23 protein-coding genes are annotated in these 25,516 nt (G+C 72.4%); 15 read left to right on the forward strand and 8 right to left on the reverse strand.

The features are described from left to right. The first annotated feature begins 4 nt into the window (after positions 1–4). A complete protein-coding gene (locus ACFVYA_RS15185; RefSeq protein ID WP_285990092.1) occupies positions 5–1,165 on the forward strand; it encodes a sulfotransferase in 1,161 nt (386 codons plus the stop codon). Positions 1,166–1,168: 3 nt separating this feature from the next. On the opposite strand, the gene ACFVYA_RS15190 is transcribed toward ACFVYA_RS15185, so the two are convergent. Beyond that, positions 1,169–2,362 (reverse strand): glycosyltransferase, encoded by a 1,194-nt coding sequence (locus ACFVYA_RS15190; protein ID WP_387045355.1) that lies wholly within the window; start codon positions 2,360–2,362, stop codon positions 1,169–1,171. 52 nt (positions 2,363–2,414) lie between these two features. On the opposite strand from ACFVYA_RS15190, the gene ACFVYA_RS15195 reads away from it, so the two are divergent. Further along, on the forward strand, positions 2,415–3,044 hold the full coding sequence (locus ACFVYA_RS15195) for a TetR/AcrR family transcriptional regulator (protein ID WP_387045358.1): 630 nt from the start codon (positions 2,415–2,417) through the stop codon (positions 3,042–3,044). A gap of 3 nt (positions 3,045–3,047) precedes the next feature. Here ACFVYA_RS15195 and ACFVYA_RS15200 read toward each other — a convergent pair whose 3' ends face one another. Beyond that, a complete protein-coding gene (locus ACFVYA_RS15200) occupies positions 3,048–4,712 on the reverse strand; it encodes a GGDEF domain-containing protein (RefSeq protein ID WP_387045360.1) in 1,665 nt (554 codons plus the stop codon). Between the two features lie 127 nt (positions 4,713–4,839). Here ACFVYA_RS15200 and ACFVYA_RS15205 point away from each other — a divergent pair, with 127 nt between their 5' ends. Then, positions 4,840–5,187 (forward strand): helix-turn-helix transcriptional regulator, encoded by a 348-nt coding sequence (locus ACFVYA_RS15205; protein WP_285990096.1) that lies wholly within the window; start codon positions 4,840–4,842, stop codon positions 5,185–5,187. Continuing rightward, positions 5,184–5,819, forward strand: coding sequence for an SRPBCC family protein (locus ACFVYA_RS15210; protein ID WP_387045363.1), 636 nt, complete (start codon positions 5,184–5,186; stop codon positions 5,817–5,819). Before ACFVYA_RS15205 ends, ACFVYA_RS15210 begins: the two co-directional genes overlap by 4 nt. Here the strand turns inward: ACFVYA_RS15210 and ACFVYA_RS15215 are convergent. Beyond that, a complete protein-coding gene (locus tag ACFVYA_RS15215; protein ID WP_387045364.1) occupies positions 5,816–6,169 on the reverse strand; it encodes a PASTA domain-containing protein in 354 nt (117 codons plus the stop codon). The genes ACFVYA_RS15210 and ACFVYA_RS15215 overlap by 4 nt on opposite strands. 75 nt (positions 6,170–6,244) lie before the next feature. Here ACFVYA_RS15215 and ACFVYA_RS15220 point away from each other — a divergent pair, with 75 nt between their 5' ends. From ACFVYA_RS15220 to ACFVYA_RS15240, 5 genes are all read left to right on the forward strand, one after another. Then, the gene (locus ACFVYA_RS15220; protein ID WP_285990099.1) at positions 6,245–7,807 is read left to right on the forward strand and encodes a deoxyguanosinetriphosphate triphosphohydrolase family protein; all 1,563 of its coding nucleotides are present in this window, start codon (positions 6,245–6,247) and stop codon (positions 7,805–7,807) included. Between the two features lie 581 nt (positions 7,808–8,388). Then, on the forward strand, positions 8,389–11,277 hold the full coding sequence (locus ACFVYA_RS15225) for a S8 family serine peptidase (RefSeq protein WP_387045367.1): 2,889 nt from the start codon (positions 8,389–8,391) through the stop codon (positions 11,275–11,277). Positions 11,278–11,337: 60 nt separating this feature from the next. After that, the gene (locus ACFVYA_RS15230; protein ID WP_387045369.1) at positions 11,338–11,988 is read left to right on the forward strand and encodes an acVLRF1 family peptidyl-tRNA hydrolase; all 651 of its coding nucleotides are present in this window, start codon (positions 11,338–11,340) and stop codon (positions 11,986–11,988) included. A gap of 137 nt (positions 11,989–12,125) precedes the next feature. Then, positions 12,126–13,754, forward strand: coding sequence for an ABC-F family ATP-binding cassette domain-containing protein (locus ACFVYA_RS15235; protein ID WP_285990102.1), 1,629 nt, complete (start codon positions 12,126–12,128; stop codon positions 13,752–13,754). Positions 13,755–13,932: 178 nt separating this feature from the next. After that, complete coding sequence (locus ACFVYA_RS15240; protein WP_003071237.1) at positions 13,933–14,142, forward strand: helix-turn-helix domain-containing protein; 210 nt, start codon at positions 13,933–13,935, stop codon at positions 14,140–14,142. Here ACFVYA_RS15240 and ACFVYA_RS15245 read toward each other — a convergent pair. Further along, positions 14,129–15,496 carry a glycosyltransferase 87 family protein gene (locus ACFVYA_RS15245; RefSeq protein ID WP_387045371.1) on the reverse strand — a complete coding sequence of 456 codons (1,368 nt, stop codon included), beginning with the start codon at positions 15,494–15,496 and terminating at the stop codon, positions 14,129–14,131. The two genes, ACFVYA_RS15240 and ACFVYA_RS15245, sit on opposite strands and share 14 nt — an antisense overlap. Positions 15,497–15,529: 33 nt before the next feature. Beyond that, the gene (locus ACFVYA_RS15250; RefSeq protein ID WP_387045373.1) at positions 15,530–16,384 is read right to left on the reverse strand and encodes an LLM class flavin-dependent oxidoreductase; all 855 of its coding nucleotides are present in this window, start codon (positions 16,382–16,384) and stop codon (positions 15,530–15,532) included. Between the two features lie 72 nt (positions 16,385–16,456). Here ACFVYA_RS15250 and ACFVYA_RS15255 point away from each other — a divergent pair, with 72 nt between their 5' ends. Together ACFVYA_RS15255 and ACFVYA_RS15260 are read left to right on the forward strand one after the other, a co-directional pair. Next, the gene (locus ACFVYA_RS15255; RefSeq protein ID WP_387045375.1) at positions 16,457–16,888 is read left to right on the forward strand and encodes a MarR family winged helix-turn-helix transcriptional regulator; all 432 of its coding nucleotides are present in this window, start codon (positions 16,457–16,459) and stop codon (positions 16,886–16,888) included. Positions 16,889–16,986: 98 nt separating this feature from the next. Further along, complete coding sequence (locus ACFVYA_RS15260; protein WP_387045377.1) at positions 16,987–18,858, forward strand: ABC transporter ATP-binding protein; 1,872 nt, start codon at positions 16,987–16,989, stop codon at positions 18,856–18,858. A gap of 146 nt (positions 18,859–19,004) precedes the next feature. Here the strand turns inward: ACFVYA_RS15260 and ACFVYA_RS15265 are convergent, their stop codons facing one another. Further along, positions 19,005–20,165 carry a serine hydrolase domain-containing protein gene (locus ACFVYA_RS15265; RefSeq protein ID WP_387045379.1) on the reverse strand — a complete coding sequence of 387 codons (1,161 nt, stop codon included), beginning with the start codon at positions 20,163–20,165 and terminating at the stop codon, positions 19,005–19,007. A 107-nt stretch (positions 20,166–20,272) separates the two neighbouring features. Beyond that, on the reverse strand, positions 20,273–21,001 hold the full coding sequence (locus ACFVYA_RS15270) for an SIS domain-containing protein (protein ID WP_387045380.1): 729 nt from the start codon (positions 20,999–21,001) through the stop codon (positions 20,273–20,275). A 116-nt stretch (positions 21,002–21,117) separates the two neighbouring features. Between ACFVYA_RS15270 and ACFVYA_RS15275 the strand changes: the two genes are divergently transcribed. From ACFVYA_RS15275 to ACFVYA_RS15290, 4 genes are all read left to right on the forward strand, one after another. Beyond that, positions 21,118–21,810, forward strand: a complete 693-nt coding sequence (locus ACFVYA_RS15275; RefSeq protein WP_387045381.1) for an alpha/beta hydrolase — start codon at positions 21,118–21,120, stop codon at positions 21,808–21,810. 95 nt (positions 21,811–21,905) lie between these two features. After that, positions 21,906–23,159, forward strand: coding sequence for a class I SAM-dependent methyltransferase (locus tag ACFVYA_RS15280; RefSeq protein WP_387045382.1), 1,254 nt, complete (start codon positions 21,906–21,908; stop codon positions 23,157–23,159). 96 nt (positions 23,160–23,255) lie between these two features. Beyond that, on the forward strand, positions 23,256–24,467 hold the full coding sequence (locus ACFVYA_RS15285) for an LCP family protein (RefSeq protein WP_387045384.1): 1,212 nt from the start codon (positions 23,256–23,258) through the stop codon (positions 24,465–24,467). Positions 24,468–24,505: 38 nt separating this feature from the next. After that, positions 24,506–25,036 carry a GNAT family N-acetyltransferase gene (locus ACFVYA_RS15290; RefSeq protein ID WP_387045387.1) on the forward strand — a complete coding sequence of 177 codons (531 nt, stop codon included), beginning with the start codon at positions 24,506–24,508 and terminating at the stop codon, positions 25,034–25,036. Here ACFVYA_RS15290 and ACFVYA_RS15295 read toward each other — a convergent pair. Beyond that, complete coding sequence (locus tag ACFVYA_RS15295) at positions 25,033–25,494, reverse strand: peroxiredoxin (RefSeq protein WP_285990113.1); 462 nt, start codon at positions 25,492–25,494, stop codon at positions 25,033–25,035. The two genes, ACFVYA_RS15290 and ACFVYA_RS15295, sit on opposite strands and share 4 nt — an antisense overlap. Between the last annotated feature and the right edge of the window lie 22 nt (positions 25,495–25,516).

The raw sequence follows: 25,516 nt of genomic DNA on the forward strand, positions 1-25,516 counted from the left end.
ATCGATGCTCCCCGGCCGCGAAGACGTCGGCACCGTCGAGGACCTGCACGCCTCGGCGTCGAAGCTCACCGGGCTCGGCGACTTCGGCAGCGACGAGTACGTCGAAGGCCTGCGCGTGCTGCTGGAGTCCTACGACGCGGACGCGGAACTGACGCCGTACGGCAACAAGGTGCACCGGGCGTTCCTGCGCGGTGCGCTCGTGGCGCGGCTGCTCAGCGAGGCGTCGTGGAAGCAGAACCCGGGGTACGCGGACGTCCGCGTGGAGCGGCCGATCTTCGTCACCGGGCTGCCGCGCACCGGCACGACCGCGCTGCACCGGCTGCTCGCCGAGGACCCCGCGCACCAGGGGCTCGAAGTGTGGCTCGCCGAGGTCCCGCAGCCGCGGCCGCCGCGTTCTTCGTGGGCGGACAACCCGATCTTCCAGGGGATCCAGGCCGGCTACGAACGCCACCACGTCGAGCACCCGGAGTTCATGGGTGTGCACCACATGTCCGCCGACCAGGTGGAGGAGTGCTGGCAGCTGCTGCGCCAGTCGATGCGGTCGGTGTCCTTCGAATGCCTCGCGCACCTGCCGCGCTACTCGCGCTGGCTGGCCAAACAGGACTGGACGGACGCCTACGCCCGGCACAAGCGCAACCTGCAGCTGATCGGGCTGCCGGACGCGGGCAAGCGCTGGGTGCTCAAGAACCCCAGCCACCTCTTCGCGCTGGACGCGCTGATGGCGAACTACCCGGACGCGCTGGTGATCCAGACGCACCGGGCGCCACGCACGATCATGGCGTCGATGTGCAGCCTCGCCGAGAAGGCCGCCGACGGCTGGTCGGACAAGTTCCGCGGCGAGGTGATCGGCCGCGGGCAGCTGGACCTGTGGGCCCGCGGAGCCGACGAATTCAGCTGGGCCCGCGCGCGCCACGACCCGGCGCAGTTCCTCGACGTGCGGTACGAGGACTTCGTCGCGGACCCGATCGGCACCGTGTCCACTGTGTACGACCACTTCGGACTGGAGTTCACGCCGGAGGCGCGGGCGGCGATGACGGCGGTGCACGAGGCGAGCCGGACCGGGGAACGGAAACCCGTGCATCGGTACAGCCTGGCGGACTTCGGCCTGACGCCCGAGGAGGTCGACGAGCGGTTCGCGGGCTACCTGGCGGCGCACGGCTCGTGACGCTCAGCCGGTGATCAGCTTCACCACCTCGTCCATCGCCGGCCCGGCGGCCATTTCGCCGGCCAGCTCCCGGGCCCGGGTGCGGTAGCGCGGATCATCGAGGACGGCGCGGACGGCCCGCCGCAGCGTCCGCGGCGCGGCCGAGGCGCGGGCGCGGCCGATCCCGGCCCCGGACCAGGTGACCCGGGCGGCGACCTCGCGCTTGTCCTCGCTGGCCCCGACCACGACCAGCGGCACGCCGTAGCGGAGGGCGTGGTTGACGCCGCCGTACCCGCCATTGCTGACGACGGCGGCGCAGCGGGGGAGCAGCTCGTCGTAGGGCAGGAAATCGGCCACGCGGACGTTCTCCGGCAGCGGGCCGGGCCGCAGGGGCGTCCCGCACGTCGTCGCGACGACCAGGACGTCCTCGCCGGCCAGCGCGTCGATGGTGGGTTCGACGAGCCGGCCGAGGTCGTCGTTCGCGACCGTCCCCTGGGTCACGTGCACCACCGGCCGGCCGCCGTCGAGGTCGGCCCACCACGGCGGCAGCGGGTGCTCGCTCGCCGCGCTGACCGTCGTCGGCCCGATGAAGTGCAGCGGCACCCCGGGGCGCGGGTACTCGAAGCTCGGGCAGGTCATCTGGAGCACGCCGTCGCTGAGCAGCGGCCAGTCCGTGAACAGCATGCCCGGATCGCCACCCAGCAGGTCTTTCGCCAGTTTCTGCGCGGGGCCGGTCACCCACGGCACGAGCGCTTTGAAGATCGCACCGCGCAGGGGGTGCCCGGGCGGGCCGGTCGGGACGGGGGGCATGAACGGCAGGAACCCCAGCGTCAGCAGGCGTGGCCGCCGTTCGCGCCGGACCAGGGCCAGCCCGGCCGTCATCAGCGGATCGCACAGCACGACGTCGGCCTGGTGCCCGTCGATGACGCTCAGCTGCGCGGGCATGGCGCGGACGAAGTTGGCCAGCTCGAACCGCGCGAGACCGAGCCCGCGTCGCCCGGCCCGGCCGGGGATGGTGCCGTTCAGGTCGGTCTCGTCGAAGTCGGCCTCGTCCGGCAGGACGGTGACGGTGGCGCCCAGCCCCTCGAACGTCTCCCGGTAACGCGCACCGGTGACGACGGCGACCTCGTGACCGGCGGCGACCAGCGCTCCGACGATCGGCTTGGTCGGCCCGGCGTGACCGCGCGCGGGCTGCACGCAGACGAGTACGCGAGTCATGGCTCCCCCTCGATGGACCGATGAATTGACCGATACGATGTACTATCCAATAGTGACGATACCGGAATCCGAGGGCACGCGGCGCCGTTACGAGTCGCCGGTGCGCGAGGCCCGCGCCCGGCGTACCCGGGCCCACGTGGTGGCGACGGCGGGCAAGCTGTTCGCTGCACGCGGCTACGCGGGCACGAGCATGCGGCAGATCGCGGCGGCAGCCGGGGTGAGCCTGGAGACGGTGACGCAGACGGGCCGCAAGCCGCAGCTGCTGCTGGCCGCGTTCCGCGACGGCTTCGCGGGCGACCCGGACGCGGTGAACCTGGACGCCTTGGCGGGCCCGGCCGGACCGGCGGACCTGCCGGCGGTGGTGTCCCGGGTGGCGGCGGGGGTGCGCGGATCGCTGCCGATCTGGCGCGCGTTCACCACGGCGGCCGCGGCGGATACGGAGGTGGCGGCGGCCCGCGCGGAGCTGGCACTGGCGCGCCGGTCGGAGATCGCGGAGCGCCTCTCGGCGGCCGGGTTGGCGCCTGAAGGTGCTTCTGCGGGACGGCTCGCCGACGCGATCGGGCTGATCATGTCGCACGAGGCCTACGACCACCTGACGGCGGTGTGCGGCTGGCGGCACGAGGAGTACGTGGCCTGGGCGGCGATGGCGGTCCAGGCACAGTTGACGCTCGACTGGGAGTGAGCGCTAGCCGGCCGCCTGCAGGCCGCGAGTTCCGATGCCGCGCAGCACTTCCACCCGCTCCGAGCCCGGGCGGCTCAGCACCCAGCTCGAGCCCGGTACCGCCTTCGCGCGCTTCTTCAGCGGCGCCAGCAACCGCGAAACCTCCTGGTACGACCCGATCGCCCCGCTCGCGCAGACCAGCGTCGCCAGGGACACCGTCACCGGGCGCCCCTCCGCCGACCAAGCGCGGTCCAGCACCGCCCCGGCCACCGTGGCGATCTCGTCGACGTCGCACACCACCAGGAAGTCGTCGCCGCCGACGTGGCTCACGCGCATCCGCCGCAGGCCGCCGGCCAGCTCGGTCAAAGCCGCGCCGAGCTCGCGGATCAGGTGGTCGCCCGCCGCGAAGCCGGCCGTGTCGTTGATCGCCTTGAAACCGTCGATGTCCAGCCAGGCCGCGACGAACGGCTCGCCGATCGTGATGCGGCGGGCGACGTCGCGGGCGATCGTGTCGCTGCCCGGCAACCGCGTCAGCGGGTTCAGCGCCGCGGCCGCTTCGACCTTCGCCTCGGCCACGCCGCGGACCACCTCGGTCACCAGCACCACGCCGAGGCAGCGGCCGAGTTCGTCGACCACGACCACGTCGTCGCCCGTGCGGCCCCAGTCGGCGTCGGTGACCAGCTCGAGGAACTCCATCGCGCCGGCGCGGGCCTCGATCGTGTGCGGGGTGTCCGCGAGCCGGGCGGCCGGGCGCCTCGCGTGCAGCGCGTGCCCGTACGGGCCGGTGACCGCCACCAGGAACCGGGTCCGGTCGACCGACCAGCGCGGCCGGTGCAGCTCGTCCACCCCGACCACGCCCGAAGGCGCGTCCGCCGCCGCGAGCACCGCGCGGACTTCGTCGCACGTCGCCGTTTCCGGCAGGGTCGTCGCCGGGCGGAGGAAGTCGCCGACGCACGGTGCCGGGGCCCCGGTCGTGGGGCGGCCGCGCGTCAGCAGGGCCGGCGCGGGACCGGCGGCGGTCGGCGGCGCGAGGAGGTGCCCCTGCGCGATCCGGACGCCCAGGCCGCGGACGGCGTCGAGCTGCGCGTCGGTTTCCACGCCGGTCGCGACGAGCCGCGTGCCGGTGCGGTTCGTGTAGTGCAGCAGCGCCTCGACCACCGCGGCCGGTGCCGGGTCGTCCGGCAGCCCGCGCAGCACGGTCCGGTCGAGCTTCACCAGGTCGATCGGCGCCTCGACGAGCAGGCCCAGCGGCAGGTCGCCGCGGCCGAGACCGTCGAGCGCGAGCCGGAAGCCGAGTTCGGTGAGCTCGCGCATGCCGGCGAGCGCGCGGCCGGACGGCAGCGGCGCGAACGGCGGCCCGATCTCGAGGACGACGTCGCGGGTGCGCCGGCCCGCGTCGCCGAGCTCTTCGAGGAGGTCGTCGTACATCGCCGGCGGCGCGGCCAGGGTGCGGGCCGAGAGGTTCAGGTGCAGGGGGAGCGACGTCGGGTTTTCGGCGTCCTGCCGGACGGCGGCCACCGCGAGCCCGAGGTCGGCCTCGGCGAGCCTGCCGTCGCGGCGCGCCTGCGCGAGCAGCTCGGGGACGGTTCCGCGGCCGGGCCTGGCCAGCGCTTCGTGCGCCACGACGCCTCCCGTGTGGAGGCTGTACAGCGGCTGGAAGGCGAAGCGGACCGCGCGTGGCGACTTCACAGCCCGATCGTCGCGGGTCGCGCGCCGCAGCGGAACCGATGTCGGCTGATGTTCACCGGGGGTTGCCCCCATCGGCGCAACTGTTTCAGTCTTGACTTATATAAGCCGACACTTGTACCTTGGCCGGGTGCACGCGTTCGACGTCCTCGGCGACCCGGTCCGCCGCCGGATCCTCGAGCTGCTGGCCGACGGCGAACGGGCCGCCGGCGCGGTGACCGAGGTGATCCGGGCCGAGTTCGGCATCTCGCAGCCGGCCGTCTCCCAGCACCTGAAGGTGTTGCGGGACAACGGCTTCGCGGTCGTCCGCCAGGACGGGACGAGACGGCTGTACGCGGTCGGGCACGATCCGCTGCGCGACGTCGACGTCTGGCTGGACCGGTTCCGCCGGTACTGGACACCGCCGCTGGACGCGCTGGCCACCGAAATCGCCCGCGGCAAGCGCGAGCGCCGCATCGAGCAAGGAGAAGATCCGTGATCGACGTCAGCCACCAGATCAGCGCCGTCCGCCGGACGCTCGGCGACCGGGTGATCGAGGAGAAGGAGGCCCGCGTCCTCACGATCAGCCAGGTCTACGACACCGATGTCGACGACCTGTGGGACGCCTGCACCGACCCCGAGCGCATCCCGCGCTGGTTCCTGCCGGTCAGCGGCGAGCTGAAGGTCGGCGGGAAGTACCAGCTGGAGGGCAACGCCGGCGGCACGGTCGAGCGCTGCGACCCGCCGAAGAGCTTCGCCGCCACCTGGGAGTTCGGTGGCAACGTCAGCTGGATCGAGGTCCGCCTGACGCCGGAGGGGACGGGCACGCGGTTCGAGCTGGAACACGTGGCGCACGTCGACGAGCGCTGGGACGAGTTCGGCCCGGGCGCGGTCGGCATCGGCTGGGACGGGGCGCTGGTCGGCCTGGTCCTGCACCTGTCCGCGCCGGGCACGGCCGTCGACCCGGAGGCGGCGATGGCCTGGATGATGTCGCCCGACGGCATCCGCTTCATGACGGCGTCGAACGAGGCGTGGTACGAGGCCGACGTCGCGGCGGGCGCGGACCCGGCCAAGGCCCGGGCGGCGGCCGACCGCACGCTGAAGGCGTACACGACCCCGCCGGAGGCCTAACGGTCGTCGTACTTGACCGCGGTCAAGGTGATCACCGCGTCGGCCGGGACCTCGGTGCCGGGCGCCGGGTCCTGGCCCGTCTGGCGCCAGTTGCGGTCGATCACCAGCGCGCGGCCCTGTCCGGTGCCGTCGACCTCGCGCAGGTTGTAGAGCCCGGCGCGCTGCATCGCGTTCTGGGCGTCCTGGTGGTTCATGCCGGAGACGTCCGGGACCTTGACCAGCTTCGCCGGAGCGGAAGCCGAGGTCGAAGTCGCGGTCGAGACCGTGGTCGAGGTCGTCGTGCCGGGCGAGCCGGGCGGGGTACCGCACGCGGCCGTGGCGAACGCGAGCGCCGCCAGTGTCGTGACCATCCGTCGGGGCATACCTCCGGGGTACCCACGCGCCTGGCCGCCGTTCAGGTGAACCTGGCGGATAAGGTCGGGCGCATGGATCAGGAGACCGACCCGCGGACGGCCCGGCGCGATCCCGTGGCGAACGTCGGCGGGTTCACCGACCTGGCGACCAGCCCGTTCCGGATCGACCGCGACCGGATCGCCGCGTCGCCGTTCTTCGCGCGGCTCGGCGGGGTGACGCAGGTCGTCAGCGCCGGCGGCGCCGGGCTGCTGCACAACCGGCTCACCCACAGCCTCAAGGTCGCGCAGGTCGCCCGGGCCATCGCCGAGCGCGTCACCAGCGGGCCGGACGCCGGGCTGGCCGACAAGCTCGGCGGCTGCGACCCCGACGTCGCCGAGGCCGCCGCGCTCGCCCACGACCTCGGGCACCCGCCGTTCGGGCACCTCGGGGAGCAGACGCTCGACCGGATCGCCCGCCACCGCTTCGGCCTCGCCGACGGCTTCGAGGGCAACGCGCAGACGTTCCGGATCATCACCACGACCGACGTGCGCGGGCCGTCGGCGATCGGGCTGGACCTGACGGCCGCGGTGCGCGCCGCCGTCCTGAAGTACCCGTGGCTGCGGCTGCACCACCCCGCGCCGCACCCGTCCGAGCTGGCCGTTCCCCCGCGCGGGGCGGCCGAGCCGGGCGACCTGCCGGGCACCGGCGCGGCCAAGTTCTCCGCCTACGCCACCGAACTCGACGACTTCGAGCAGGCGCGCGCGGCCTTCGCGGGCCGCGTCGAAGGCTGGCAGCAGACGGTCGAAGCGTCCGTGATGGACACCGCCGACGACATCGCCTACGCCATCCACGACCTGCAGGACTTCCACCGCATCGGCGTCCTGCAGCACGCGCCGGTCGCCGCGGAGCTGGGGCAGTGGCTCGAGCACGCGGTGGAGCTGGCGTCGCTGGACGACGAGACGCTGTACGCGGACCTGCGCCGCCCGGGCCGCTCGCTGGAACGCCTCCGCCGCCGCATGCACGCCAAGGACGCCTGGATCGTCGACGACGACGCGTTCGCCGCCGCGGTCGCGCGGGTGCGCGCGGAGCTGGTCGACGGGCTGCTGGGCGGCGAGTTCGACGGCTCGATCGAGGCGGAACAGGCCACGGCGGCGTTCTCCGCGAACTGGACGGCCCGCCTGGTCGACGGCGTGTTCCTGCTGCCCGCGCCGTCCACCCGCACCGGACACGTCTCGCTGCGGCCCGCCCAGTGGCACGAGGTCCAGGTGCTGAAGTTCGTGCACCGCCGGTTCGTGCTGCTGCGCCCCGACCTCGCGCTGCACCAACGCGGCCAGGCCGGAGTGGTGACGAGCCTGGTCGACGCGCTCGACGCGTGGCTGCTCGACCGCGACGAGGTGTCCCGCCTGCCGCGCCGGCTGCACGACCTGGTCGAGCTGGCCCGCGCCGAGTACACCGGATTGGCCCGCACGGCGCCGGAGCTGCTGGTGGGGGCGACGGGCGAGCCGGTGACGGGAGCGGACGCGGTGCGGGGGCTCGCCCGCGGGCGGGCGGTGGTCGACTTCGTGGCTTCGCTGACGGACAAGCAGGCGGTGACGCTGCTGGACGCGCTGTCCGGCCGGGCCGCGCAGCCGTGGTCGGATTCGTTCGTGCTCTGAGCCGCCGGGCCGGCTGCCGGAAGCGGCGGGAGCCGGATTCGCCCGCCGCCCGATGCCCCGCGGCACCCGGCATGGCTGGTCGCCGCCTGATGCTCCGCGGCGCCTCCACACGGCTGCCCGGCCCGCGGCTCCCCACCTGGCCGGGCGGTCCCGCCGCGGCGGGACACCGCCGCCGTTCGGCCGGCAGCCCGCGGCGGGCGCCGTACCGGACCGGCGTAACTCGCCGTCCCTGCGCGGTAACGAATTCTCCCGGTGGCCCCGCCGGTTGCACGGTCCGGTGTGTTGCTTGTGGACATCCCAGTCCGTGGTCGCCCCTGGCGGGCGGCGGTGGGACGATCATTTGTCCGGTGCGTGTCCGGTGACCGGTTCACCGCTGCGCTGAACGGCCTACGTCATCCGGCCCCTTCGGGAAATTATCCGTCCTTTGTCACTCGAACGGCTGATGTTTACGGAGAACTCGCGGTACTTGACTGGGTTCAGCCGGTGATCACCGGCGTCGGTCAGCGTGAGTCGGGGCACGCGCCTGGAGAATTCGGAGGGCGCCCGTGCGCCGTACCCGTTCCAATAGATCGAGATCCACTGTGCTCACTGCCGGTGCCGCGGCCCTGCTCGCCGCGCTCGGCCTGGTTTCCCCGCCTGTCGCGGGAGCCGCACCAGCGTCCGGTCCGGACGCGTTCAGCGAAACCGCGCAACAGCAGATCGCCGCCCTGCAGGCGGTCAAGGCGGGCCGCACCGCCACCGAATCCAAAGTGGACAGCAAGCTGCTCGTCGCCGCCAAGGGCGTGGGGAAGCAGCTGAACGCACTGCAGTCGGGGGCCACCGTCTCCGCGGCCGGGACCGTCCTGGTCGACATCCGCGCGAGCAAGGTCTCGCCGGACCTCCTCGCCGGGCTCACCAAGGCCGGGGCGGGCATCCGCGCGGTGTCCGACCGCTACGGCAGCGTCCGCGCCGAAGTGCCGCTGGACAAGGTCGGCGAGATCGCCGCCCGCGGCGACGTCAAGCGCGTCGAGCAGGCCGACCAGGCGATGACCGCGCGGGAACTGGCCACGCCGGCGACGACGCCGGGCAAGTCCGAAACCAAGGCCGAAACCAAGCAGCAAAAGGCCGACCGCATCGCCGGCGAGCTGCAAAAGGCCATCAGCGCCAAGACCCAGCGCAGTGCCGCCGCGGCCGCGCCGCTGGTCAGCGAAGGCGACCGGGCGCACAACGCCGACCTCGCGCGCCAGCAGTTCGGCGTCACCGGTGTCGGCGTCAAGGCGTGCGCCCTGTCCGACGGCGTCGACTCCCTGGCCGCTTCGCAGGCCAAGGGCGAACTCCCGCCGGACGTCGACGTCCTCCCCGGCCAAGAGGGTCAGGACGACGAGGGCACCGCGATGCTCGAGATCATCCACGACCTCGCGCCCCGCGCCGCGCTCGGCTTCGCGACGGCGTTCAACTCGGACGCGAGCTTCGCGGACAACATCCGCCGGCTCCGCTTCGAGTCGCACTGCGACGTCATCGTCGACGACGTCATCTACTTCAAGGAATCGCCGTTCCAGGACTGGATCATCGCCCAGGCCGTGAACGACGTGACCGCCGACGGCGCGCTGTACTTCTCGTCCGCGGGCAACGAAGGCAACGTCGCCAGCGGCACCGCCGGGCACTGGGAAGGCGACTTCGCCGACTCCGGCAAGTCGGTCGGCAAGTTCGCCGGCACCGCGCACAACTTCGCCGGCGCGGCGGGCAACCAGATCTACGAGCCCATCTCGAACGCGTCCTCGGCCGGCGTCCCGGTGACGCTGCACTGGTCGGACCCGATCGGCGCGTCCGCCAACGACTACGACCTCTACCTGCTCAACTCCGCGGGGGCCGTGGTCAGCTTCAGCCAGAACGTCCAGGACGGCACCCAGGACCCGTACGAGATCCTGCAGACGCCGGCCTTCGGCGGCACCGGGCTGCGCCTGGCCGTCGTGAAGTTCTCCGGCCAGAACCGCTACCTGTCGCTTTCGGCGCTGCGCGGCCGGTTCTCCGACTCGGCCGACGGGCTCAAGGCCTACAACACCCCGGGCGTGACGGTCGGCCACTCGGCCGCGCGGGACGCCGTCAGCGTCGCGGCGGCTCCGGCGGCCAAGGCGTTCGGCCGGGCCCTCGAGCCGGGCGACCCGGCCAACCCGGCGGGCCCGTACCCGGGCTCGTTCAGCGGCGCCACCAAGGCCGAGCGGTTCACCTCCGACGGTCCGCGTCGGGTGTTCTACGAGGCCAACGGCACGCCGATCACCCCGGGCAACGTGTCCTCGACCGGCGGCGAGGTCCGGAACAAGCCGGAGATCACCGCGGCCGACGGCGTGCAGACCAGCGTCACCGGGTTCAACCCGTTCTTCGGCACCTCGGCCGCCGCTCCGCACGCGGCCGCCATCGCCGCGCTCGTGCTGTCCGGCAACCCCGGCCTGCCGCCCGCGGAGGTGCGCGAAGCGCTGATCAACACCGCGATCGACATCGAAACCCCCGGCCGCGACAACTTCACCGGGGCCGGCGTCATCCTGGCGGACAAGGTGCTGGCCTACACCGGCGCCAGCCCGCAGCCCCTCGCGGTGGCGAAGCAGCCGACGGTCACCCCGGCCGACGGCGGCTCGGCGCTCGACCCGGGCGACACCGCCAAGGTGACGCTGCCGGTGACCAACGACGGCGACGGCACCGCGGTGTCCACCAGCGTCGTGCTCACCAGCCCGACCCCGGGCGTGACCGTCGCGCCGCGTTCGAAGTCCTACGGCACCATCAGCCCGGGACAGACCGGCGTGAACGACTTCACCATCACCGTCCCGGCGAGCCAGCAGCTCGGCGTGCCGGTGGTGCTGAACGCCCGCGTCACCTTCGCCGGCGCGCACTCGCCGACGACGACGTCCTTCGCGCTGCCGGTCGGCACCCCGTCGCCGGTCGCGCAGGACTTCGCCTACGCGGGTGAGCCGGTGGCGATCCCGGACAACAGCCCGGTCGGGGCGTCGGTGACCATCCCGGTCACCGGGGTCGGCCGGGCGTCGAAGGTGTCGTTCTCCGTGGACGGCACCACGTGCAGCACCGACCCGACCTCGACGACGGTGGGGCTCAACCACTCCTACGTCGGTGACCTGGTCGGCACGCTGACCGCGCCTTCGGGTGCCAAGGCGACGGTGTTCCAGCGCAACGGCGGTTCCGGCAAGAACCTGTGCAAGGTCGTCTTCGCCGACGACGCGGCGGCCGCGTTCAGCACGGTGACCTCGGCGAACGCGCCGTTCACCGGCACCTGGCGGCCGACGCAGGCCCTGGCCGGCAACCTCGCCGGCGCGGCGGTCGACGGCACGTGGACGTTCGGCGTGGTCGACGCGGCGGGCGGCGACGCCGGCTCGATCCGTTCGGTCGCGCTGCACATCAACGGGTTCGTCCAGCCCGCGGCGGCCGGCGCGCCGTCGAACGTGCGGGCCGTGACGAACAACGGCCCGGTGCACCCGCTGTAACGCACTACCACCGGTACGGGGCCGTCGCGATCACCGCGGCGGCCCCGTACCGTTTTCCCCGTGGCGAAGGCACGGCAGGTCCCGGGTGGCGGACGCGCCGTCGAGGTGCCGCCGGACCGCCTCGCCGGCTGGTTCGAGCGGTTCGCCGGCGGGCACGGGGGAGCGGTGGCGACCGCGGCCACGCCGCACGAAGTCCGGGTGACCGCGGCGGACGGGACCACCGCCACCGCGACCGTCCCTTTCGGACCGCTCGCGGAGCCTTCCCTCGACGCCCTCGTGGCGCACGCGCTGGCGCCACGGCGCATCGCGCTCGTGCTGGTGCGGCGGGGCGGCCACAGCGTCGGCATCGCACGCGGTGGCCGGATCGAGGTCTCGCGCACGGCCCGGCACCTCGTGCAGGGCCGTTCCGCCGCGGGCGGGTGGTCGCAGCAGCGCTTCGCCCGGCGTCGCGCGGGCCAGGCGCGCCACGCGCTCCAGGACGCGGCGAAGGACGTCTTCGAAGTGCTCGTGCCCCGGCTGTCCGAAGTGGATGCCGTGGTGCTGGGCGGTGACCGCCGGGCGCTCGACGAGCTGCGTGCGGACCGCCGGCTGGCCCGGCTGTTCGCGCGGGCGGAACCGCGCGTGCTGGAGGTCGCCGAGCCGAGCCGGGCCGTCCTCGAAGAAGCCGCTGAGCGCGCGCTGTCCGAGCAGGTCACGCTACGCGACGGGTGAGTCCGCACACGTCCGGAAAATCCGCTGGCGCCCGGCCCGTACACTGGACTCCGTGGATATCCAGCTGGAGTGACGCCGCGACCCCATCGGTCGCCTGACGCTGTCCTCCATTCGCCCTTTTTCCACGGGAGTTTCCCTTGATCACGGCCACCGGCCTTGAGCTGCGCGCGGGTTCGCGCATCCTGCTCAACGGCGTCACCCTCCGCATCCAGCCCGGCGACCGCATCGGTCTCGTCGGCCGCAACGGCGCGGGCAAGACCACCTCGCTGAAGGTCCTCGCCGGTGAAGGCGAGCCGCACGCGGGCGACGTCCGCCGCACCGGCGAGCTCGGCTACCTGCCGCAGGACCCGCGCGAAGGCGATCTGTCGGTCACGGCGAAGGACCGCGTGCTCTCCGCGCGTGGTCTGGACAAGCTGATGCGCGACATGGAGAAGGCGCAGGCCTCGATGGCCGAGCTCGTCGACGAGGCCGCGCGTGACAAGGCCATCAACCGCTACGCCCGGCTCGAAGAGCGCTTCGCCTCCCTCGGCGGGTACGCCGCGGAGAGCGAAGCCGCGCGGATCTGCTCCAACCTGGGCCTCGCCGACCGCGTCCTCGCGCAGACGCTGGGAACGCTTTCCGGTGGTCAGCGCCGCCGCGTCGAGCTGGCGCGGATCCTGTTCGCCGCGGCCGAAGCCGGCGCCGGCGGCAAGTCCGAGACCATCCTGCTGCTCGACGAGCCGACCAACCACCTCGACGCCGACTCCATCAACTGGCTGCGCGGCTTCCTCAAGCAGCACGACGGCGGCCTGGTCGTGATCAGCCACGACGTCGAACTGCTGGCCGACGTGGTCAACAAGGTGTGGTTCCTCGACGCCACCCGCGGCGAGCTCGACCTGTACAACATGGGCTGGCAGCGCTACCTCGACGCGCGCGCCACCGACGAGAAGCGGCGTCGCCGTGAACGCGCCAACGCCGAGAAGAAGGCGTCGGCGCTGCAGCAGCAGGCCGCGAAGCTCGGGGCGAAGGCGACGAAGGCCGTGGCGGCCAAGAACATGGCGCGCCGCGCCGAGCAGATGCTGTCCTCCCTCGAGGACACCCGCCACGCCGACAAGGTCGCCCGGATCAAGTTCCCCGAGCCCGCGCCCTGCGGCCGCACCCCGCTCACCGCCGAGGGCCTCTCGAAGTCGTACGGCTCGCTGGAAATCTTCACCGGCGTCGATCTCGCCATCGACCGCGGTTCGAAGGTTGTCGTACTCGGGCTCAACGGCGCGGGAAAGACGACTTTGCTCCGGCTGCTCGGCGGAATGGAAACCCAGGACACCGGATCCGTCGTTCCGGGTCACGGATTGCGTTTGGGGTATTACGCACAGGAACACGAAACTCTTGATCATGACGCGTCGGTGTGGGAAAACATCCGACATCTCGCTCCGGACACCGGCGCGCAGGAGTTGCGGAACCTGCTGGGCTCGTTCCTCTTCACCGGCGAACAACTCGACCAGCCGGCCGGCACGCTTTCCGGCGGTGAGAAGACCCGGCTCGCGCTGGCGGGCCTGGTCTCCAGCGCTGCCAACGTGTTGCTGCTCGACGAGCCCACGAACAACCTCGACCCGGCCAGCCGGGCCCAGGTCCTGGACGCCTTGCGCAGCTTCGCCGGTGCCGTCGTCCTGGTGACGCACGACCCCGGCGCGGTCGAGGCGCTGGAGCCCGAGCGGGTCATCCTGCTGCCCGACGGGACCGAGGACCACTGGTCGGCGGACTACCTCGAACTTGTCCAGCTCGCGTGAGCCGTGCGTCCATTCGGGTGCAAGATCACTCGCCGTAGAGCACTGGAATGGCCCAATGTGATCGCAATTTCGGCTGTTTCGCGTCTGTCGTCTGGCATTCCGGCGCTCAGTGTTCGATCATTGCCCCGGCAGGGGCCGATATGTGGCCCAGAACACTCTCGGCGGGAAGGCGATCGACGTGGCTGATCTCAAGAAAGGCGCGCGGATCACCGGCAACACGCGCGACAAGCTGGCCGCTGACCTGAAGAAGAAATACGAGAAGGGCTCGAGCATCCGGGCGCTCGCGGAGTCGACGGGGCGGTCCTACGGGTTCGTCCACCGGGTGCTGTCGGAGTCCGGCGTCCAGCTGCGGGGGCGTGGCGGAGCCACCAGGGTCAAGAAGAAGTAGTCGCGGACTGCTGCGCGGGGGGCGCAGTGGGAACTTCGGCCACGCGGAAGGCCAGGTGGGCCCCGAGCAGGACCAGCGGGTACACCAGGTAGCCGTACCGGGTGGCCGGGGTGAGCAGGATCAACGCGCCGAGTCCGACGGCGGTGCGCAGCAGTGCGCCGGAGCCGTTCGCGGGGGGCCGGCGCACCAGCCAGACCACCATCGCCACGGCCGCGGCGCCGACGAGCACGAACGCCGCCACCTGGCCGAACGGGCCGGTCTCGGCGATCAGGTGGCCCGGCAGCGGGCTGGCCGCGGGCGACCGCACCACGCCCATCCCGAGCGGGAACCGGAAGACGTGCTCGACGAACGCCGCCGGATCCACCAGGTACACCGGCAGGTGCACGGCGGCCGTCGTCGCCACCAGCGCCGCCGCGAACCGGCCCAGTGCCGCCCAGTCCAGCCTTGTTTCGGGGCGATCCCGTCCGCGGCGCACCAGCACGAGCACCGCCAATATCGCGGCCGCGGGCACGACGATGAGCTTCGCGCTGACGACCAGCGCCAGCACCAGGCCCGACCAGGCGACCCGCCCGGTGGCCGCGAGCGCGCAGCTGAGCACCAGCAGGCCGACGATCGCCAGGTCCGGGCCGGCCACGGCCCAGGTGAGCGCGGTGAGCGGGCAGGCCAGCGCGAGCTGCGCGGCACCGACCGGCACCCGGGGCCACTTCAGCAGCTTCAGCGTGCCCAGCACGCACGCGCAGGCGGCCAGGGCGAACATCCAGCGGGCGTCGGTGAGCGCGTCGGTCAGCGGGGTGCCGCCGAACAGCGCCCGCGGCAGGCCGAAGACCGCCATCACCGGGCCGTAAGGCGTGTAATCGTTTACCACGGGCGGCCGGCCGAGCGCGGTGACGTCGACGTACGGGGTTCCGCGGTGCAGCAGCAGATCCGCGGACCGCTCGATCACCCAGACCTCGGGCTGCGCGGCCCACGAGAACGGCGTGATCAGCCAGTCCACTCCGGTCAGTCGCCGAATCACCAGAAGCGCCAACGGGAGGATCATCGCCAACAGTGCCACCGCGGCGATGCCGCACCAGCGTGAACCGGGTACGCCACGCGGCGTACGTCCGCTTCGTGCGGAGAGCAGCAGGTAGCCGCTGTGCGCCGCGCCGAAGCCGTACGCGACCGTGGCGAAGGTGCCCCAGATGCGGTAGCCGTAGAACTCGGACACCAGCGCCGTCGGCAGCGCGAAAGCCAGGCAGGCCAGGTAGAACCCCAGGTCCCAGCGCAGGGGGGCGGCCTCTGCCGTGCGCGACGGCGCCGTGAAGAGCCGGGCCGCGCGCCGCCATGCGGGCGCCTGGCCCACCTCCGTTCCCACGGCGTCAGGCTACCGAGGGGACCACCGCCCGGTTCAGCCGACGTCTCGCAGGCGGGGGAGAATATTATAGGACGCTTCGGAGGCCGCGACGCCGTCGTCGCGGCCGGCGGGCATCAGCACCAGTTCGGTGAATCCGGCCTCGAGGTAGCTCTGCGTGAGCCGCAGGGCGCTGTCCGCATCGGAGGGCAGCCGGAACTGCACGGCGCGGCGGACGGTCGCCGGATCCCGGCCCACCGCCGCGCAGTGCTCGTCCAGGACGCGGGAAAGCCGGCGCAGCTCGGCGGTTTCCGTGCCGGGCAGGGCCGCGTTGAGCCAGACGTCGGCGTGCTCGGCGACGACGCGGAGACCGCGCTTTTCGCCGCTGCTGCCCAGCCACAGCGGGGGTTTCGGTCGTTGCAGCGGCTTCGGATCGCTGATCGCGCCGGTCAGGCGGTAGTGGCGGCCGTGGTGGTCGGCGACCGGCGCGGTCCACAGCAGACGGAGGATTTCGCAGGTCTCGGCCAGCCTTTCGACGCGTTCCGCCGCGGACGGCGTCGGCGTGCCCATCATCGCGTCGGTCAGGGTGTCACCGCCCGCGCCGAGGCCGACGTCGAGCCGGCCGCCGGAGAGGTGGTCGACGGTCGCGGTGATCTTGGCGAACGTGCCCGGGTGCCGGTTGGTGTTGCCGGAGACCAGGCAGCCGAGCCGCACCCGCGTGGTGGCTTCGGCCATCGCGGCCAGCAGGCTCCAGCCGTCGAAGACGTCGCCGGTGCGGTCGGGCCCCATCGGCGCGAGGTGGTCGAACACCCAGCAGCCGTCGAAGCCGGCGTCGTCGGCGATCGCCCAGATCTCGCGGAGCGCGGCGATGCCGATGTGCTGCTGGGGCGGTTTGAGCCCGATGGTGGTCATGGGGAACTCCTGATCGTCAGTTAGTAAAATCATCAGTGATACTGACGATCAGCGTAGGTGTAAGGTCGGCGCATGTCCAGCGCGCCCCTCGCCGTCACCCAGCGGCTCGGCTACCTGCTCAAGCACGCGCAGCTGCGGCTCGCCGAGCTGGCCGAGCCGCTGTACGCCCCGCTCGGCGTCACCGGGCGGCAGCTCGCGCTGCTGACGCTCTTCGGTGACGGGCCGGCGCGGTCGCAGCAGGACGGCGCGGTCCGGCTCGGCGTCGACCGGACGACGATGGTCGCGCTCGTCGACGAACTGGAGGCCAAGGGCCTGGTCCGGCGCGAGGTCGCGCCGGGCGACCGCCGCAAGCGCCTGGTGCTGCTGACTCCCGAGGGGGAGCGCGTCCGCGAAGCGGGGGTGGAAGTCACGCGGAAGGCCGAGGCACTCCTGCTGGAACCGCTCTCCGCCGAGGACGCCGAGCGGCTGCGCGCGGCCCTGCGGCAGGTCGTTCGCACCGAGTGAACGACATCGGGAAGCAAACGGACAGCGAGGGCGTTGTCCAGGTCATATCCGGCGAAAACCTCAGCTAATGTAGAGGTTTCTGATCCTGGGGGTTTCCCGTGGACAACATGTGGGGGCTGTGGAGTTCGGCGATGCGCGCCGGCGACACCCCGAAAGCGCTCACGCGCGGCACGCTCAAGCGCGTCGCGCGCTTCGCCCGGCCGCATTGGCGGCGCCTGCTGGCCTTCCTCGTGCTGACCGTCGTCTCGGCCGTGCTGGCCGTCTCGACGCCCGTGCTGGCGGGCAAGGTGGTCGACGCGATCGTCGGCGGTCACGACGTCACGGTGGTCGTCTGGCTCGCCGTGGTGATCGCCGCGCTGGCTGTCGCCGACGCCGGGTTCGGCCTGATCGAGCGGTGGCAGTCCGCGCGCATCGGCGAGGGCATCATCTACGACCTGCGGCGTGCGGTCTTCGAGCACGTCCAGCGCATGCCGATCGCGTTCTTCACCCGCACCCGCACCGGCGCGCTGGTCTCGCGGCTCAACAACGACGTCATCGGCGCGCAGCGGACGTTCACCGCGACGCTGTCGGGGCTGGTCACCAACGTCATCCAGCTGGCGCTGTCGCTGGCCGTCATGCTCACGCTGTCGTGGCAGGTCACGCTGCTCGCGCTGGTGCTGCTGCCGATCTTCGTCATCCCCGCGCGCCGGCTCGGCCGCCGGATGGCCGGGCTGCAGCGGGAAGCCGCGGACCTCAACGCCGGGATGACCACGCAGATGACCGAGCGGTTCTCCGCGCCGGGCGCGACGCTGGTGAAGCTCTTCGGCCGGCCGGTCCAGGAGGCGGAGGACTTCGGGCTGCGGGCCGGGCGCGTGCGGGACATCGGCGTCCGGACCGCGATGCTGACCCGCTGGTTCATGACCAGCCTGACCCTGGTTTCCGCGCTGGCGCAGGCGCTCGTCTACGGCCTCGGCGGTTACCTCGCGCTGACCGGCAAGCTCGCGCCCGGCACCGTCGTCGCGCTGGCGCTGCTGCTGACCCGGCTCTACGCGCCGCTGACCGCGCTGGCCAACGTCCGCGTCGACGTCATGACGGCGCTCGTGTCGTTCGAGCGGGTCTTCGAGGTGCTCGACCTGGAGCCGATGATCAAGGAGAAGCCCGCCGCGCGTGCGCTTTCCGCCTCCGGTGGCGTCTCGGTCGAGTTCGCGGGAGTCCGCTTCGGCTACCCGGCGGCGGACCGGTACTCGCTGGCGTCGCTGGAAGACGTCGCCACGCTCGACCACCGCGGTGGCGAAGAGGTGCTGCACGGGATCTCGTTCCGGGCCGAACCCGGGCAGATGGTGGCGCTGGTCGGGTCCTCGGGGGCGGGGAAGTCGACGATCGCTTCGCTGCTGCCGCGGCTCTACGACGTCGACTCCGGTTCGGTGCGGCTGTCCGATGTGGACGTCCGGGAGCTGACTTTCGCTTCCCTGCGGGAAACCGTCGGCGTGGTGACGCAGGACGGGCACCTCTTCCACGACACGATCCGCGCCAATCTGGCGTACGCGCGCCCCGGCGTCACCGACGACGAGATCTGGGAAGCGCTGGAGCGGGCCCGGCTGGGCGAGCTGGCGCACTCGCTGCCCGACGGCCTCGACACGACGGTGGGCGAGCGCGGCTACCGGCTTTCCGGCGGCGAACGCCAGCGGCTGACCATCGCCCGGCTGCTCCTGGCCCAGCCCAAGGTCGTCATCCTGGACGAGGCGACCGCGCACCTGGATTCCGAGTCCGAAGCCGCCGTCGGCGAGGCACTGACGCACGCACTGGCCGGCCGCACGGCCCTGGTCATCGCCCACCGGCTGTCGACGGTCCGCGCGGCCGACCAGATCCTGGTCCTGGAACACGGCGAAATCGTCGAGCGCGGAACCCACGACGAGCTCCTGGCCGCCAACGGCCGCTACGCCACCCTCCACGCAACCCAGTTCGCCGACCAGGAACCCGCCGTGGCGTGATCAGCCGCGGAACTCGCGTGACTGAAGCCGGATCCAGCGTGATTGGGGCCGTAACTCACGAGTTACGGCCCCGATCACGCGAGTTACGGCCCCAGTCACGTGGGTTACGGCCCCAGTCACGCGAGTTACGGCCCCGATCACGTGGGTTACGTGTTCGGAAGGGACTCGTAGAGGGCTTGGACCAGGGCCATTTTGCGGGGGTCGTCGCGGATGAGGGGGCCGAGCTGGTTGAGGGTGTAGCCGAAGGCGATGCCGTTCTCCGGGTCGGCGGCGCCGGTGGAGCCGCCGAGGCCGTCGTGGCCGAAGGCCGCGGGGTTGGGGCCGAAGCCGCGGGCGTCGCTGCCGAGGTAGAAGCCCAGGCCCCACTCGTTCGGGAGGCCGAGCACCGCGTCGATCTCCTTGCCCTGGCTTTCGCGGGCGCGGGCCAGCGCGGGCGGGGACAGCAGCGTGCCGTCGGCGATCGCCGCGTAGATCGTCGCGATCGCGCGGGCCGTGCCGTGGCCGTTCAACGCCGGCATGACCGCGTGCCGCCACGCCGGATCGTTGGCGTCGTGGCCTTGGACGCGCGGGTTCATCAACGCGGCCTGCGCGACCGGGCCCGCGGCGGCGAACGCCGTGGCCAGCGCGTTCGCCATCTCCTCCGTCATGACCGGGTCGACCAGCGTCGCGCACCGATCGAGGTCGGCGTCCTCGGGCAGGCCGATCGAGAAGTCCGCGCCCAGCGGCCCGGCGACCTGCTCGGCGAAGAACTCGCGGATGCCCTGCCCGGCGACCCGGCGGACGACTTCGCCGACGAGCCAGCCGTAGGCCAGCGCGTGGTAACCACCCGCGGACCCGGGCTCGTACAACGGTTCCTGGGCCGCGAACAGCGACGTCATCAGCTCCCAGTCGTACAGCTCCTCGACCCGCACCGGCCGGTCCAGGCCGATCCCGGGCACGCCCGAACGGTGCGAAAGCAGCCACCGCACCGGGATCTCCGCCTTCCCGGCCGCGGCGAACTCCGGCCAGTACTTCGCGACCGGTGCGTCCACGTCGAGCTCGCCCGCGTCGGCGAGCTTGTGCGCGCACAGCGCGGTCATGCCCTTGGTCGTCGACCAGACGTTGGCCAGCGTGTCCGGCTGCCACGGCCGGGCGCGCTCCGGTCCGGACCAGCCGCCCCACAGGTCCGCCACGACCTCGCCGTGCCGGATGGCGGTGAACGCGGCCCCCAGCTCGCCGCGGGAGCGGAAGTTCTCCTCGAAGGCCTCGCGCACCGGTTCGAAGCCGGGAGCGCACTCGCCGTGCACCGTCGCCGTGGCACCGTCCATCGGACCTCCTCCGGGAGCGACCGGTCCACACCGACCAGTCGGTATGTCGAAGCTAGGACGGCCGGGCATGCCCGTCAAGAGCTGCCCGGCCGGTGCTTTCCGACGAACTACCGCAGCCGGGGGACGATTTCGCCGTACTTCGCCAGCAGTGCGGCGTTCGCCTCGTCGCCACCCTCCACATTGGAGCTCCGCCACAGCGGGACGTCGAGGCCCTCGGCCGTTCCGCGGTCGTAGACCTGGGCCAGCACCAGGTTCCACAGGAACGCGTTGACCACAGTGGACAGCGGCGCGGTGCGCGGGGCGTCCGGCGGGTAGCTCGCGTCACCGGGGACGACCAGCGAGTCCAGCACCACGGTGCCCTGCTCGGCCAGCGTGCTCGACGACCGCCGCGGCGCCGCGGCCACGCACGCCCGCGACGTCACCGCGATCACCGCCGCACCCCGCTTGCGCGCCTCGATGCACAGCTCGACGGGGTAGGGGTTGACGCCGGACGTCGAGAACACCACCAGCACGTCGTCCGGCCCCGGCGCGCGCTCGGCCAGCACCTCCGCGGCCAGGCCGCTGCGCCGCTCGGTCCGCGTGCTGGACACCGCGCCGTGCAGCGGGAGCAGCTCCGGGTGGTAGAGCGGGTAGACGCAGGCCAGCCCGCCGGCCCGGTAGAACGTTTCGGCGACGGCGGCCAGCGAGTGCCCGGCGCCCGCGGTGTAGACCAGTGCGTCGGCCCGGATCACCCCCAGCACCAGGTCCGCCGCGGCCCGCACCGCTTCGGCGTTGACCTGCTCGACTTCCGCCAGCTGCCGGGCGATGCTGCCGGCGATCTCCGTGGCGCTCACCACACCCACCCTTCCGTCGGGGATCGGGCGCCGAATCTACCGTGCGGACCACTTCGCACGGTGGAATAGCCGGACGGGGGACCGAGGTTGACCCGGATGCGGGGAAGAGGAGGACGAGGGTGGGCGAGGTGGATCCGGCGGTGTCCGTGTGGAGGGCGCGCGGGCGGACCCGGGCGGTCGTGCTCGTGCTGCACGGCGGCGCGGAGCGGGGCGCGGGCAGTGTGCCGCCCTGGAAACCGGCCTATCTCAGGATGGTGCCGATCGCGCGCGCCCTGCACCGGGCCGGCCGGAGAGAGGGCGTCGAGGTGCGGCTGCTGCGCAACCGCCGGTACGGCTGGAACGCGCCCGCGGAACATCCGGTCGAGGACGCCCGCTGGGCCCTCGAACGCATCCACGCCGACCACCCGGGCCTGCCGGTCGTGCTGGTCGGTCACTCGATGGGGGCACGGGTCGCGCTGCGCGTGGCCGACGACCCGGCCGTGCGCGGGGTCTGCGCGCTCGCGCCGTGGACGCCGCGGGGCGAGCCGGTCGAGGCCGTCGCCGGCCGGTCGGTGCTCGTCGTGCACGGCACCCGCGACCGGATGACGAGCCCGGCGGAGTCGCACGCCTACGCCGAACGGGCCGCGCGCGTCGCCGCCCGCGTCGCCCGGTTCGAAATCGCCAACGAGGGCCACGCGATGCTGCGCCGCGCCCGGGTCTGGACTCGGCTGACGGTGGCGTTCACCCTGGATCTGCTCGCCGGGGACGATGGCGGAGCCCTCCGCGGTGCGTGGGCCGCGACCGGGCCCGACCGGCTGCGGATACCGGTGTGAACGTGCCCCGAACAGGGCATTCGGCGAAACGCGCCGCGGGGGTGCGGCGACTACGATCGACCACCGGCGAAGCCGGCCGGCCGGAGGGAGTCCCCGTGACCACTTCGAGCGCTGACCGGGCGTCGGCCCGGGACGTCCCGGACGGGACCCGGTGGCCGGGCCTGGCCACCCCGCCGCACTCCGCGCTGCGCGCGCGGATCGCCGCCGCGCTGTTCCGCCGCGCGGTCCGCCCGCTCGAGGTCCGGGTGACCTTCCCGGACGGCACCGTGCTCGGCGCCGGGGGCCCGGAAGCACCCGAGATGCGGATCCTGCGCCCCGAGGCGTTCTTCCACCGCCTCGGCGTCGACGCCAAGATCGGCTTCGGCGAGTCCTACATGGCCGGTGACTGGACCGCGTCCGACCTGGCCGAGGTGCTCACGCCGTTCGCCGAGCGGATGGCCACGCTCGTCCCGCCGGTGCTGCAGAAGTTCCGCCGGGTCGCCGAGCGGGCGCAGCCGCCGTCCGAGGAGAACACCCTCGAGGGCGCGCGGGCGAACATCCACCGCCACTACGACCTGTCCAACGACCTGTTCGGCGCCTTCCTCGACGAGTCGATGACGTACTCCTCGGCGCTGTTCGGCCCCGGTGACGACCTGACCACCGCGCAGCACCGCAAGATCGACAGCGTGCTCGACTACGCCGGCGTCCGCGAAGGCAGCGAAGTCCTCGAAATCGGCACCGGATGGGGTGAACTCGCCATCCGCGCCGCGGCCCGCGGCGCGCAGGTGACGTCGCTGACCATTTCGGAGGAGCAGCGCGCGCTGGCCACCGAACGCATCGCGGCGGCCGGGTTCTCCGACCGCGTCGAAGTGAAGCTGTGCGACTACCGCGAGTCGAGCAGCCGGTACGACGCCGTGGTCAGCGTCGAGATGATCGAGGCCGTCGGCGCGTCCTACTGGCCGGCGTTCTACGCCACGATCGGGGACCGGCTGCGTCCCGGCGGGCGGTTCGGCCTGCAGGCCATCACGATGGACCACGACCGGATGATGGCGGCGTCACGCGCGTACGGCTGGGTCCACAAGTACATCTTCCCGGGCGGCCTGATCCCGTCGGTGCGGTCGATCGAGGAGGGCGTCAAGGCGAACACCCGGCTCAAGCTGGCCGGGATGCGCGAGTTCGGCCAGGACTACGCGCGCACGCTACGGTGGTGGCGCGAACGGTTCCTGCACCGCTGGACCGACATCGCCGGGTTCGGGTTCGACGACGTCTTCCGCCGGATGTGGGAGTTCTACCTGGCCTATTCCGAGGCCGGGTTCCGGTCCGGGTACCTCAAGGTCCACCAGTTCGGCTACGAGGCAACCGGCCGGTAACCCGTCGCGGCAACCCGACCCCGTGCCGGACGTCTTCCTATCGGAGACGTGCGGTGTACTGACGACGACACGTTTTGTCCGGATCGGGATTGGGTGATGGTGATGACGTACCGTGGCGACGACGGCGGGCGCCGGATGCCGCCGCCCCGGCCGCCTGGCGGCCGCTCCCGGGACCACCAGCGCGCGCAGATGATGCCGCTGCCCGGGCGGGGCCGCAGCCCGTACGACGAACGCACCCGCCCGATGGGCACCCGTGAGCCCGAGTACGCCCCGCCCCCGCCGCCGCGGCAGGACCCGCCCCGCCGCCCGGCCGAGGACGACTACCCGCCGTCCCGGCCGCCGCGCCGGCGTCGCTGGAGCTTCGGCCGCGTCCTGGGCGCGCTGGTGCTGGTGTTCGTCGTGTTCCTCGCCGGCATCTGGGTGTACCTCGAGTTCTCGATCAAGCGCGTCGACGCGCTGGCCGACTACTCCGGCCGCCCGGTGGCCGCGTCCGGCACCAACTGGCTGATCGTCGGCTCGGACAGCCGCGAAGGCCTGACCGCGGAGGACGAGGAGCGGCTCGCCACCGGCGACGTCGCCGCGGCGGGCGGCGGGCAGCGCACCGACACGATCATGGTCGCGCACCTGCCGGACAACAGCACCAAGCCGACGCTGCTGTCGCTGCCGCGCGACTCGCAGGTGTCGATCCCCGGCCACGGCAAGAACAAGATCAACGCGGCGTTCTCGCTCGGCGGCCCGAAGCTGCTCGCGCAGACCGTCGAAGGCGCCACCGGTCTGCACATCGACCACTACGCGGAGATCGGTTTCGGCGGGTTCGCCAAGATCGTCGACGCGATCGGCGGCGTCGAGATGTGCATCGACCAGGACATGAACGACACGGTGACGGGGATCAGCATCAAGGCGGGCTGCCCCCAGACGCTCGACGGCCGGTCGGCGCTGGGCTTCGTCCGGATGCGCCACAGCGACGCGACGCCGCGGTCGGACCTCGACCGCGTCGCCAACCAGCGCAAGTTCATCGGCGCGCTGGTCAGCCAGATCGCCAGCCCCGGCACGCTGCTGAACCCGTTCGACTTCTTCCCGCTGCTGTCCTCGGCACCGGACGCGCTGACCATGGATTCCGGCGACCACGTGCACAACCTCGCCGGCCTGGCGATCGCGATGCGCGGGATCTCCTCCGGCGGCGTGGTGACGACGACGGTGCCGGTGACCAGCGGGTCGGCGGAGAACTGGGACAAGGCCAAGTCGAAGCAGCTGTTCGACGCGCTGAAGAACGACACCGAGGTCCCCGACAGCGTGATCGTGAATTGATTCGCGTGTGACGTCCCGGCCGGGGCACCATGAGCCGCATGGAAACCCCGGCCGAGACCTACCGCGACGGTGACCTGACGCTGACCCGCTGGCACGCGGGCGACCGGCCGGTGCTGACGGCGGTCGTCAGCGGCTCGCTGGCGCACCTGAGCCCGTTCCTGATCTGGGCCGCGGGCGGGTACACCGACGACGACTCGGCGGAGTTCCTGAGGCTGACCGCGAATCGCTGGGAGAGCGGCGAAGCGTACGAATACGCGTTGCGGCTGGGCTCGGAGGTGGCGGGCGGCATCGGCGTGATGACCCGCGACGGCGGCGTCGAGATCGGCTACTGGCTCGCGCACGGTTTCGTCGGCCGCGGCTTGATGACCCGGGCCGTCACGCTGCTGACGGAGGAGGCGTTCCGCCTCGGCGCCGGGTACGTCGAGATCAAGCACGACGAGCGGAACGTCCGAAGTGGAGCGGTGCCCGCGCGCCTCGGCTTCACCAAGGTGCGCTCGGAACCGGCGGAGAAGCCGCTGGCGCCGTCGTGCACGGGCACCAACCACGTGTGGCGGCTCGCTCCTCGCTAGGCGACCTTGTTCCGCTCCCGCAGCACCTTGAGCGCCTCGTCGGCGTGGACGGTGAAGTTCAGCTCGCTCTTGATCTTCGCGATGACCTTCCGGTCTTCGCCGATAACGAAGGTGGCGCGCTTGGTGTGCAGCGGCAGGAGCTTCCGCCACACGCCGAACTGCTTCGCGACCTCACCCTCCACATCGGACAGGAGCGGGTAGTCGAAGCTGTTGGCCGCCGAGAAGGCCCGCTGCTTGGTGATGGCGTCCGGGCTGATCCCGACGCGGTGCGCGCCGACCGCCGCGAACTCCGCCGCGAGATCCCGGAAGTGGCAGCTCTCGGCGGTGCAGCCCCCGGTCATGGCGGCCGGGTAGAAGAACAGGACCACGGGCCCGGTGGCCAGGAAGTCCGAGAGCGTGCGCTCCTGGCCCTGGTCGTCGGGCAGCGTGAAGTCGGGGGCGAGGTCTCCGGCGTCCATGGACGTCCTTTCTCGTCGGGGG

Source organism: Amycolatopsis sp. NPDC058278 (assembly GCF_042881395.1).
Lineage (GTDB): Bacteria > Actinomycetota > Actinomycetes > Mycobacteriales > Pseudonocardiaceae > Amycolatopsis.

Coding starts and splice junctions, on each gene's coding strand:
- ACFVYA_RS15190 (WP_387045355.1), bottom strand. CDS start 2,362: ATGACTCGCGTACTCGTCTGCGTGCAGCCCGCGCGCGGTCACGCCGGG.
- ACFVYA_RS15285 (WP_387045384.1), top strand. CDS start 23,256: ATGGTGATGACGTACCGTGGCGACGACGGCGGGCGCCGGATGCCGCCG.
- ACFVYA_RS15185 (WP_285990092.1), top strand. CDS start 5: ATGCTCCCCGGCCGCGAAGACGTCGGCACCGTCGAGGACCTGCACGCC.
- ACFVYA_RS15220 (WP_285990099.1), top strand. CDS start 6,245: ATGGATCAGGAGACCGACCCGCGGACGGCCCGGCGCGATCCCGTGGCG.
- ACFVYA_RS15215 (WP_387045364.1), bottom strand. CDS start 6,169: ATGGTCACGACACTGGCGGCGCTCGCGTTCGCCACGGCCGCGTGCGGT.
- ACFVYA_RS15265 (WP_387045379.1), bottom strand. CDS start 20,165: ATGGACGGTGCCACGGCGACGGTGCACGGCGAGTGCGCTCCCGGCTTC.
- ACFVYA_RS15255 (WP_387045375.1), top strand. CDS start 16,457: ATGTCCAGCGCGCCCCTCGCCGTCACCCAGCGGCTCGGCTACCTGCTC.
- ACFVYA_RS15290 (WP_387045387.1), top strand. CDS start 24,506: ATGGAAACCCCGGCCGAGACCTACCGCGACGGTGACCTGACGCTGACC.
- ACFVYA_RS15295 (WP_285990113.1), bottom strand. CDS start 25,494: ATGGACGCCGGAGACCTCGCCCCCGACTTCACGCTGCCCGACGACCAG.
- ACFVYA_RS15250 (WP_387045373.1), bottom strand. CDS start 16,384: ATGACCACCATCGGGCTCAAACCGCCCCAGCAGCACATCGGCATCGCC.